Source organism: Desulfoluna butyratoxydans (genome assembly GCF_900699765.1).
Lineage (GTDB): Bacteria > Desulfobacterota > Desulfobacteria > Desulfobacterales > Desulfolunaceae > Desulfoluna > Desulfoluna butyratoxydans.
In genome coordinates this window covers 228,043-239,801 of record NZ_CAADHO010000010.1, presented here as the reverse complement: position 1 = coordinate 239,801, position 11,759 = coordinate 228,043, and the positions used below count along the sequence as shown (strand labels likewise).

7 protein-coding genes are annotated in these 11,759 nt (G+C 51.3%); all 7 read right to left on the bottom strand.

Features of this window, described 5'->3' with window-relative positions; all coding sequences use genetic code 11:
* Positions 1-114: 114 nt before the first annotated feature.
* Positions 115-1,500 (bottom strand): hypothetical protein, encoded by a 1,386-nt coding sequence (locus MSL71_RS22055; protein ID WP_180145014.1) that lies wholly within the window; start codon positions 1,498-1,500, stop codon positions 115-117.
* Positions 1,501-1,756: 256 nt separating this feature from the next.
* A complete protein-coding gene (locus tag MSL71_RS26985) occupies positions 1,757-1,915 on the bottom strand; it encodes a DUF4113 domain-containing protein (RefSeq protein WP_425484453.1) in 159 nt (52 codons plus the stop codon).
* 590 nt (positions 1,916-2,505) lie between these two features.
* Entirely contained in the window at positions 2,506-5,427 is a 2,922-nt protein-coding gene (locus MSL71_RS22045) for an autotransporter family protein (RefSeq protein ID WP_180145008.1), read from the bottom strand.
* 290 nt (positions 5,428-5,717) lie between these two features.
* The gene (dcd, locus tag MSL71_RS22040; RefSeq protein WP_180145005.1) at positions 5,718-6,239 is read right to left on the bottom strand and encodes a dCTP deaminase; all 522 of its coding nucleotides are present in this window, start codon (positions 6,237-6,239) and stop codon (positions 5,718-5,720) included.
* Positions 6,240-6,414: 175 nt separating this feature from the next.
* Complete coding sequence (locus MSL71_RS22035; protein WP_180145002.1) at positions 6,415-7,947, bottom strand: arylsulfatase; 1,533 nt, start codon at positions 7,945-7,947, stop codon at positions 6,415-6,417.
* 2,132 nt (positions 7,948-10,079) lie between these two features.
* Positions 10,080-10,907, bottom strand: coding sequence for a hypothetical protein (locus MSL71_RS22030; RefSeq protein ID WP_180144999.1), 828 nt, complete (start codon positions 10,905-10,907; stop codon positions 10,080-10,082).
* A gap of 416 nt (positions 10,908-11,323) precedes the next feature.
* Positions 11,324-11,752, bottom strand: coding sequence for a hypothetical protein (locus tag MSL71_RS22025; protein ID WP_180144996.1), 429 nt, complete (start codon positions 11,750-11,752; stop codon positions 11,324-11,326).
* Between the last annotated feature and the right edge of the window lie 7 nt (positions 11,753-11,759).

Here is an 11,759-nt window from a genome sequence, read left to right as displayed (position 1 = left end):
TGGGCTCCCGCCTGTTTGCTGAAAAGCAATACCCTATAAGACCATCGAGTACCGAAAACCGGGCTTCTTGAACAAAGGATTGATGTGACCTTCGGTCACGAGCAATCCTTAATGTTAAGCCAGCATTGCCAATACATGCATTTTCAGGTTAGCTGCAAGTTGTAAATTTTGATCGATATGAAGGGCTAAATCACAGTCTTCAACAATTTGTCCGGCCAATTCAGATAAATCTTGTTTGCTTTGGCAAAATCTTAACAATTCATAATTTGCAGCAGCCCGATTTTGATATGGGATAGTTTTTTTACTATCAAGTGCTATTGACAAGGTGAAATCATTAACTGCATTTTCAAAGTATGCTTTTTTGAAAGATAATTTTTCTGTCATATACCCAAGATAATTAGAAGCAATCCCTTTATTAATTAAAACACTAAACTCAGGCTCATAATGCATCGTCAGTATGTTGAAATATTCGTTTGATTTTTCTAACAACTTTATAGCTTCGGTTATGTTTTGTTTTTCGTTTTCGATACCCAGTTCTTTATAACAACAACCTAATAAATAATTAGCTTGAAAATACACCTTTGGATTTACTTTAATTCTTTGACCAAGAGAGCTAATTTTGTCAATACAACGCTGGTACTGAGCTTCTTTATAAAGTTCATAGGAAAATTCAATTAATGTTTCTTCTTCACATGTTGAGCTTATTCGAACTGGTAATTTTAAGTTATATTGGCTCAATTGTTTATCAAAATCATCAAATCCAACTTGTGTGGATGTTTTAACCGGATAAATTCTCAACGGCAAATATACAAGACCTAACTTTGCTTCATAAAAATAGAATGCGAAGCCATTTTCATCACCTGTCCATGTGTATGAATAAGTATCGTTGGCAGGATATGAGACTAGGGGTATTGTTGTGGGAGTTGTAGAAAGTTTGATACGACCTTTAAATTGGGAAAAGTAATGTCTATTAACATATCGAAACAGCCCCCCCTCTAAAACTACAGAAATGCAGTAGCCACCAACAGTTTTTATATTTGAATCAGAAATTACCATATTCATAGCAGACTCTAACTCATTTATATCTGAAGAAAGATCAATTTTTTTTGTCAGCAATTGATATCCATCGAAGTCTCCAATATATGCATAACTTGGTTGAGTTATTTCACCATCTGAAATTTTGTAAATTACTTTATCAAGAGCGGTAAAGACCAAGTAGTCTGTATTATGAGAAGAACTACTTTGTTTTAATGTAGCCAATACTTTATGAATTTCAAAATATTCAAGGTCTATCGTATCAAAGGCATCTTGGGCCTCAGAGCTCAAACCAGCAAATGCAATAGCAACTTTTCTGTTATCAACTAAAAACAGCTTTAATCCACCATTTTTTTGATAATCCGAGTAAGTTGGCAGCTTACGACCTGGGTCGTAATTTAGTCTAGTATCACTTACAATACAGATATTACCGACCTTATTTTTCTTAGCAAATATTAGGCTCATTCAAATATCCATGTCTTGGTTATTACGACAAGGGCTTAGCAATTATTATCAGACAATTTTGTCCCATAATACCCTCTCACTGGTAAAAACGGACATAAATGACGGCAATCTCTGTTGACTGGTTACTCAATGCTATATCAATGATTTATCATCACGCAACTAAATTCTTACTCCTTGATGACCATAATTGCAAGGGAGGATATAAATGACACGGAATGTAAATATTGAAAATGTAAACTGGGACAGGAGGAAGGGTTCAAGTCACTCGAAGAAGCTGTTCCCATCGAGTGGTGTAGGAGGGGAACTTGTGGTTGAATTGAGTGCGCCATGCCTTGGGCGCTGAAAGGTCAGTGGAGACTCCGGATGGTGCATAACTCACGGTACGGCGTCCCATCTTGACATTCACCGCCTCCATGGATTAGGAGGGCAGAAGACCGGCCCCGATCTACTTTATCAAAAAAGAGCTGCTGCTCAGGTTTTTCCTGGGTCAGCTCCCGCATATGGATCCCCAACTTCTTGAAAGGTAGGCCTTTCCGATAAATCGCGACAGAGACCGCAAGAGCCCTTGATAATTTCCAGGCAGTCGGAGATTGGCACCGAAAACCAAAAGGAGGTCTTGTTATAATAAAAATAAGCCTTGTGGAATCTGTTGTTCATCGATTAGACATCAACCACGGTCGCCCCAAACCAAACACATCAATACAAAAGCCATAGACGTACACCAGCAACATATTGGTCAGGAGGCCCTTGATTTCCATTTTTTTGTCACGTGGTGAATATAAGTAGATTTTTTTAAAAGTATGTGTAAAACGTGTGTGCGTGAAATCAACATGCTGTATTTATGATATATTTATAGCAGGAAGAGGGATTCGAATCCTCCCACCCCGACCCCTAAAAATTTAAAAGGGAACATCGCATCAAAGCGACGTCCCCTTTTTTATTACCTCATCAAAACACGTCATCGTTACTCGACGCTCAAATATGGATCATTATCACCGCCGGTTTTTACCATCTATACGCCACATTCACCCCCGCCCCCCACTCGTACCCGTTGCTTGTGAGGGCATACATGCCTCCACCGCTTATCTGCAAGGCGCTTGAGAGGTCGGTTTCAAGGCCGAGGCCCGTGATCAGCACATGCTCGCCGCGATTTTGTCCGACAAAGGGCAGGGTGGTTTCCGGGTGGGATGCCAGGGCGGCGTCAATGGTGTGGTGGCTGTTATTATTGGCATACCAGTCGTGCTCATAGCCCACGAAAGCAAGGGGATGGAGACCCATTTGGCTTGTGATGCTCTTAAACCGTGCCTGGACTCCGGCAGAGGTGACAATGGACTGGGCATCGGCTGAGTCCACCTGCAGGCTGAGGTCCGGGTTGCCTGATTCAGTGAACGATTCCTGATAATAATAGGCGTAGAGAAGGCCAAGTTCAGGGGAGAGGGTTACCCAATCGGTTGGTTGCCAGGGCAGGCGAGCCTTGAGCCCGGCGTAGAGGCTGTGGCTGTCAAAATCTGCTTCGGGCGTGTCTGTGGTGTTGCCCAGGGTCACAGATCGCTCGGAGTTGTGGCGTCCGTAGGCATACCCGATCAATCCACTGATATCGATGCGTGAGGCCGTCTTTTTGTTCAGGTACGCGCCGAGCTGGTAGATATCGCTCTCAAAATCCTGCCTGGCGGCATCATGCTCATCCATCTTCTGGGTTCCATACGAAAGATACACGCCTAAGGCGGCGTCCTCACTCTGCGTAAGATCCGTGCCCACAACCAGGCCGAATAAGTCGTAATTGAAATCGCCGAGGCCGTTGTCTCCGTCGATGTCACCACGCACATAACCGGCATCGGCCCAGAATCGTTTGCGGGTGGTGACGTCACTGGTCTCCAGGCCTTGGCCGGTTGCAATGCGGCTGCCTTGGAAGGCATGGTTTAAGACCGTGTTCATGGTCATATCCATATGCTCCAGGGCCACCGTCATGTAGGAGGAGTAGGGCTCTGCATGGATGGAGTCCATGTGACTGGCTACTTGCGCGTTGGTGAGGGCGTCCAGGGCCTGATTGATGGTGGCGTTACCTGCCAGGCTGGCATTGACCAGCAGATTAGCGGAACCGGAGTGGTTGGCCGTCTGGATTGCAGGGTGGGTCGTCAGGGTCGAGACCGGTTGCCTGGCAGCTGTCAGGGTGAGATCCGGCTTTCCGTTTGTGTTTTTGTCTCCCACGGTAAAATCGATCAGCGCAGGGATGGTGCCGTCCTCCACAAGGGGAAGGTTGGAGCCGGTCTGCAGGGTCCCTGCACCGCCGTTGCTGGCAATGAGCGTAAACTCTTTGCTGTCCATGGCGCTGGCTGTCAATGGCTTTAATGTGGCCACCTTCACCTCTCCGATGGTGGTGAGATCCACGTCGCCGTCTCCGTAATGCAGAACATCGTTGGCCGCCACGCCGCCGTTGACATCAAGGGTCGCCCAAAACTTGCCGCCGGTGGACCGAATAAGGGGTTCTGACGGTCCAAAAGCCAGCTGGTTATTGATTGTTGCAGAGTGCAGGCTGGTGTAGGAGGGGCCCACCCAGAGAAGGCCGTCATCATACACAGTGAGGCTACCGGTCCCGGCAAGGGTCCCGTGGGCATGGTATTCGCCGAAAACACCGATGCACCCGTTGTTTGTGATGTTGGACGAAGCGTTGTGATAAAACGCCGCTGTTTTGTAGACATTCATTTGCCCGCCGGAGGCAATGGACAGGTCCACCAAAGAGCTTCTGGAGTCGACCCCGCCAAACAGGCGCAGAACACCCTGGCTGTTGATAGTGATATCGGCATGGCCGTGCAGGTGGAGCTGGTCCAGTACCGTCAGCATGGAGTCGTTGAGCGTTATGGATGAACCGGCATCGATGAACACATGGCTGTATACAGCGTCCGAGATATTGTTTTGCGTGTACTGGGTGGTGGCGCCGTTGTGGTTCAGGTCGATGATGCTTTTGCCGCGAATCCCCGAGTCTATGCCGGAGCCACCCAGGGTCACGGCCCCGTCCGTTACAATAACAATGTCTGTGGTAAGGTGCCCACCGGACCCGAAATTAAGTGTTGAATTTTTAACGGTCAGCTCATCGTTCATCTGGAGGCTTGTGTTGCCCCCGACAGCCACATGGCTGTCTTCCACGTAAAGTTTCTCCAGCTCCAACGATGTCCGGGATCCCTTGAGCTCAAGTTGAGCCCCGTTTATCAGCCGGAACTGGTCCGTGGAGTTGAAATACGCGTTGCTGTAGGTAAAGGTAAGCGCCCCTCCGTTGATGGTGCCGCTGACGGGCGAATGAAAGTAGAGGCGCTCGTCGTCATAGGTTGCTGACAGCGAGCCGGAGTAGAAAAATTCCAGGGATGCCCCGGGGTCAATGTCAAGGTTGAAGGTTTGCGGTGCATACAGCCGCTGCATGCCCGTGATCTTGTTGGTCCCGCTGCCGATATGAAGGGCCATGGGGGCTGTGGCGATAAACCCTGGGCTTCGTATGGTGAAATCCATGGTCGAGTTGTTCAGTGTGAGGCGGTTGTCGGCCCCATAAAACAACAGCTGGATGGCTCCGGAATCGACGTCGGCGTTGTTGATCTCAAAATGGCTGCACTGCAAGGTGCGCTTCCAGCCGCTCAAGTGCATCTGATCGAAATCCGAGCCCTGGAATGTGATGGCCATGCGGTGTGGGTCCGTCAGGTCGCCAAAGGTAACATCGGCCCAGACCCTGTGAGGATACGCAGTGATGGAGGTGTCTCTTTCCACAAAAAATTTGTAATTCCGACCTGCGGGGAAGAACAGGGCGTCGTACTTCGGATCATAGGATCCGATCATGCCGAACCCGTTTATAAATCCACCTGACGTCTGGACAAGGGTGTCGGCGGCCACGGAGCTGACCATCCCGAGAAAAAGGCATGCGAAAAGAAGCTGTTTTCTCATCGTGTTTCCTCCTGTCACAGCTTGTGCGATGCGTTGGAACTGCGGATGTAGTTGTTTACCTTGAAGCTCTGATAACTCAGAAGATGGGAGCATTCAGCTCGCCGGGGTAGTGAGGGTGCTTTGTATGAAAGGCAAAGAGGAGAGAAATAAGAGAGTTATCCGTTTGATAACCTCAATGATCTCAGTTTTTTACCCTTGCGTCAAGGGACAGCAAGGTCCCATGCGAAAGGGCGTGATAGTGCATTGACGCACCTGAATAACAACGAGAAAGAGGGGATAAAAAGTATTTCCTACTTTTTGAAATCCCGGTACAGCAAACTGGGTTGAATGCCCTTGTTGCCCTGATACTTCCCGCTGGAATAGGTTTCATGGGAGCCTTCAAGGGTGTGGTAATAGATCTGACAGACCTCGACACCGGAATAAATCCTGATGGGCTGGATGCAGAATATCTCCAACGTCCAAAACCCTTTGAACCCGACATCGCCGAAACCTGCCGTCACATGAACAAACAGGCCGAGCCGTCCGATGGAGGAGCGGCCTTCGAGCATCGGGACCAGATTGCTGGTTTCTGTGTATTCGACGGTCCGGCCCAAGTACAGCCGGTGGGGTTCCAGGATGAGCCCCTCGGCTGGAATGGTGATGTTTTCGGTGCTGTGCTCTTTTTTCATGTCAAGGACCGGGTCGGTGTAGATCAACAGCTCATCGTGCAATGTCAAATTGTAACTATTTGGATTTATCCTCTTTTTATCAAAGGGGTCGATACAAATGTCGCCGTTGAGCCTCGATTCAATCTCTTTTCCGGATAAAATCATGTTAATCTCCATGCGGGTCTGGTTGAGGTGGGCTTACATTCGAAGGTTTTCTTGTAAGGGGTATATACAGAAGGAGGCTTGTCGATTGCAAACGTTTGGCTTCCAAACGCATTTTGGCCGCTTTTATGGCAAAAGCGGCCAAAAAAATCAAGGAACTGGGTTTATCTTGCTTTGATCACTGGCCCATGCCCTGATCTCCTTCCATAAAAGACTTAAGCTCATCGCTGTTTTTCGTTGCGCTTGCACTTGCCGGGGGCCACTCCTCAAAGGTTGCAAGGTGCTTTTGAACCAGGCGTTGGGCCGGGCCGAAGGCCCACATCTTTTTACCCATCCAGTTGATGTACATGCCGGACTCATCGGCAGCCCGCTCGTAAGGATCCTGCCGAAGGTTAAAAAGAAGGGGAGCACCCAGCCTCTCTTTGGCCCCGAACCATCCTCCGCGTTGAACAATGAAATGCGCTTTCCAGTCCCCGTAGCGAACAGCCTGGAGGGTGGTGCGCTCGTAGTAGATGATCTCTTTTCGTTTGGATGGGCCCTTGCCGGTGAGAAGGTCCATCTGGTTGTACCCATCCAGGTGGGCTTTCTGGCCTTTGTACCCTTTGAGCAGCTTCTTTTTCAGATCCTTTGGTCCCCCCGCAGCAGCAACCAGGGTCGGGAGAAAATCCATGCCGTCAAAAAGCCCGTTGTTTACCACGCCCGCTTTGATCTTGCCGGGCCAGCGGATGATCATGGGCACCCGCACGCCACCCTCCCAGGTGGTACCCTTTTCGCCGTGGAAGGGGGTCATGCCACCGTCGGGCCAGGTCATGATCTCCGGTCCGTTGTCTGCTGTAAAGATAACAATGGTGTTGTCGGCAACCCCCAGCTTGTCCAGGCGATCCAGTACTTCCCCAACGTGGTCGTCCAGATCTTTCATGACCACTTCCTGCATACCCCAGCCGTTGGTCCCAAGCATTTTTTCATATTTTTCAGAGAAGTAGGACCACACATGAGCCCGTGAGGGACAGTACCAGGTAAAAAAGGGTTTCTTGTCAGCCACGGCTTTTTCAATGAAGGCCAGGGCGTGTTTGTTCACCTCATCGTCCAGGGTCTCCATGCGTTTGGGGGGAATTGGCCCGTCGTCTTCGATTTTCTGTTTCCCCTTGGAGGTTGCCCAGGCGTGGATGGCATTTCTCGGCTCAAAGGCTTTGGCTTCGGGGCTGTCGGGCCACTCCGGGTCCGACGTGTATTCCATGCCGTTCAGATGGTAGAGCCAGCCCCAGAATTCATCAAAACCATGTTTTGTGGGAAGGAACTCATCGCGATCCCCTAGGTGGTTTTTGCCGAACTGACCGGTGACGTATCCTTGAAGCTTGAGAAGCTCAGGCAGGGTAGGGGTCTCCGGTTTGAGCCCCACAGGATCCCCGGGAAGCCCCACGGTATGCATGCCCGTTCGCACGGGAAATTGGCCGGTGATAAACGCCGATCTCCCGGCCGTGCAGGTGGGCTGAGCATAGTAATCGGTGAATCGCATGCCCTGGGCTGCGAGCTTATCGATGTTGGGGGTGCGACCGCTCATGAGCCCCTGGTGGTAAGCCCCGATATTGGACCACCCCACGTCATCGGTAAAGATTACAAGGATGTTGGGTTTTTCAGCGGCGACTGCGGATTGAAAAGGGAATGCCAGTACGACAAGGAGGCAGGCGAAAAAGACGATGATGGGCTTCATGGAAGACTCCTTACGCTTGGGGTGAGGGGGCATCCGGTACTGGATGGAAGGCCGGTTGCCGTTGACTTAACGTCTATGTTTGGAAAAAACGTAGGTTCTGCAAAAAGGTCTGGGTTTGAAAGGAAAAGGGGAGATTGTGGCAGTGGGAAAGGTGCTGAAATTGGTAGCGAAGGGAGTCGGGATCTCCTCTGTTATGGGTAAGTATAAAGGGGACATAGGGCTGAGGCAAGCTCTAATAAAAGCAAATGCAACGATGGGCACGCTTCGCTTTGCCCATCCTACGTGTGGCACACGGCTACCGGGGTCGTTAACCCGAGGCTCTGTAGGATGGGCAAAGGCAAGCCCGTAACCGTTGGGCGGGCGACGGCCTTGGTGCCGTGCCCATCGCATATGGCGAAAGATTCTGTTGGTTGGGAAGGTGTGGGTTAACCGGGCAACGATGGGCACGCTCCGCTTTGCCCATCCTACGTGTGTCACACGGCTACCGGGTCGTTAACCCGAGCTCTGTAGGATGGGCAAAGGCAAGCCCGTAACCGTTGGGCGGGCGACGGCCTTGGCGCCGTGCCCATCGCGTGTGGCGGAGGATTCTGTTGGTTGGGAAGGTGCGGCGTAACCAGGAAAAGATGGGCACGCTTCGCTTTGCCCATCCTACGTGTGGCACACGGCGACCGGAGTCATGTTAAACCCGAGCTCTGTAGGATGGGCAAAGGCAAGCCCGAAACCTTTGGGATGATGACGGTCTTGGTGCCGTGCCCATCGCGTATGGTGAAAGGGTCTGTTGGTTGGGAAGGTGCGGGGTAACCGTTCAAAGATGGGCACGCTCCGCTTTGCCCATCCTACGTGTGACACACGGCTACCGGGGTCGTTTACCCGAGTCTGTAGGATGGGCAAAGGCAAGCCCGCAACCGTTGGGCGGGCGACGGCCTTGGTGCCGTGCCCATCGCGTGTGGCGAAAGACTCTGTTGGTTGGGAAGGTGTGGGGTAACCGGGCAACGATGGGCACGCTCCGCTTTGCCCATCCTACGTGTGACACACGGCTACCGGGATCGTTAACCCGAATTCTGTAGGATGGGCAAAGGCAAGCCCGAAACCGTTGGGCGGGCGAAGGCCTTGGCGCCGTGCCCATCGCGTATGGCGAAAGATTCTGTTGGTTGGGAAGATGCGGCGTAACCAGGAAAAGATGGGCACGCTCCGCTTTGCCCATCCTACGTGTGACACGCGGCTACCGGAATCGCGTTAACCCGAACCCTGTAGGATGGGCAAAGGCAAGCCCGCAACCGTTGGGATGGCGATGGCATTGGCGCCGTGCCCATCGCGTATGGCGAAAGATTCTGTTGCTTGGGAAGGTGTGGGGTAACCATACGAAGATGGGCACGCTTCGCTTTGCCCATCCTACGTGCAACACATGGCTAACGGAGCCGTTACCCCGAGATCTGTAGGATGGGCAAAGGCAAGCCCGCAACCGTTGGGATGGCAATGGCCTTGGTGCCGTGCCCATCGCGTATGCCGAAAGATTCTGTTGGTTGGGAAGGTGTGGCGTAACCAGGAAAAGATGGGCACGCTCCGCTTTGCCCATCATACGTGTGTCACACGGCTACCGGGGTCGTTAACCCGAGCCTGTAGGATGGGCAAAGGCAAGCCCGCACCCGTTGGCCTGGCGACGGCCTTGGTGCCGTGCCCATCGCGTGTGGCGAAAGGGTCTGTTGGTTGGGAACGTGTGGGGTAACCAGAAAAAGATGGGCACGCTTCGCTTTGCCCATCCTACGTGTGGCACACGGCTACCGGTGTCGTTAACCCGAGTTCTGTAGGATGGGCAAAGGCAAGCCCGCACCAGTTGGACGGGCGTCGGCCTTGGCGCCGTGCCCATCGGGTATGGTGAAGGGTTCTGTTGGTTGGGAAGGTGTGGGGTAACCAGGCAACGATGGGCACGCTCCGCTTTGCCCATCCTACGTGTGGCACACGGCTACCGGGGTCGTTAGCCAGAGCCTGTAGGATGGGCAAAGGCAAGCCCGCAACCGTTGGGCGGGCGACGGCCTTGGTGCCGTGCCCATCATGTATGAGGAAAACCGGCCATGTCTGGAATGGCCTTTGTCGGTCTGCGTCAATGAGCATGACGCGCCCTTTTTTTCTACCTATCGGTTGAGGCTTATGCTCAGCCCGTAAGAGAGCGTTTCGTTTTCCGGTTCGACCACATGGCCGATGGGCGCGCCATTGGAGTAGAGATCGCCAACCTCTGAACGCTGCATGTCCCAATAGGAAATAAACGGCTCGATGGAGATTGAAGCGCCCCCGGCAAGAGCCCTTTCAAACATCAGGGAGCACCGGACCCCATAGCCTTCGCCAAAGTCCTGATCAAGGGAAGGGTCATTGTAGGCTGGGTCTGCATCGCTCACGTGGCTTTTCACGGTCCCCCGACAAAAAAGATCGTATTCTGCCGTCAATCCCCACGTCCACTTCTCGGCAAGCGGTCCCGCCGTTTTCACACCGATGGGGGCATACCAGTAGTGAATTTCTCGTTCATATCCATAGGCAGAGGAGATAACGTCGTTCCAGTAGCGATACCCGACTCCCGTATAGGGCGTTATGAGGTATCTGCCCTTGATGCCGATGTCATAGCCAATAAGGCCCCGGCACTCCACGAGCCAATCATCCGTATCTGTTTCAAAAGGTGTCCCGTCCTGGAGGTGACCGTCGTAGTCGAGGCTGCCCATGCTGTATTCGACGCTGGCATGAACCATCACATTGTAAGCCGTGTGGTGCGTATAGTGTCCGACAACGCCATACATGAACCCCGTCTCCTCCATGATCCCGGGCTCCTTGTAGTCGAAATAGTGGGTTTTCAGCCCCACGCCAAACCGATGCCGGTCTGTTAGCGGTGTTTGGGTGTCTGCAAGGGCAGGGGTAAGCATGCTTATGAGAAAAATCATTGACAGCAGGCAGCCCGTAAACGTCTTTTTCATGTCTCTTTGTACCTCACATCGGTTTCGGCCATCCAGTCAAGCCGCCGGAAAGCAGTTCAAACGCACAGAAATGTATTGCCCGTTTCCTGATTTACTTAAAAATGGACCAAATGGTAGTACGGTTCACGGTGGTTTTCAAGGGGAGACTTCATCACGTGGCGGCGTTTCAGGGCAGGGGAGGATGATTTTTTTTTTGGGGGGGGGGGGAGGGCATGTGACGAGCCGGCCATGCCCGGGATGGCTGTGTGAGGAAGCCTGAGTTTCCATGGTGATGGGTGGTGTTGGGCATTGCCCGACGGGCAAGGTAGTGCCACGCCCATCGGGCACGGGAAGAATAAGCCGTTTCGGGGCCGTCGTATAAGCTCCTTAACATTGATATTGTGGGCCAATCACATCCGAACAGGACCTACAGACCGCTACTCGATTATTTGATCTATTTGTTCCAAATGTTCCCAAGCCTCTTGGACAGAAACAGTCGGAATCGTAAAATGAGGTTTCGAGAGATCGTTGATATCTCTTCCTGTGCTTGCAGCACAAGCATATACAACCATGTATAAGGCTTTATGGATGGATTCTATTTTTGAATTGTAAGCCTCAATTGATATATCACCCGCCACAAGTTGTGTGCACAACTCTTCAGATTTCTTTTTGATATTGAGAGCGATCTTCTCTTCATCCTTGGATGGACAACACTCACTAAAATCAAATTCAATGTCTGCTTTCATAACACCGATGTTTGCATTTTTCATATCAAGGGCATTCATTTCAGGTCTCACCTTGAGACTTTTCATGCAACACGCAGTAAGACAAACCGATACCAGAATGATTAAAATGACATGTTTCATTTAACGC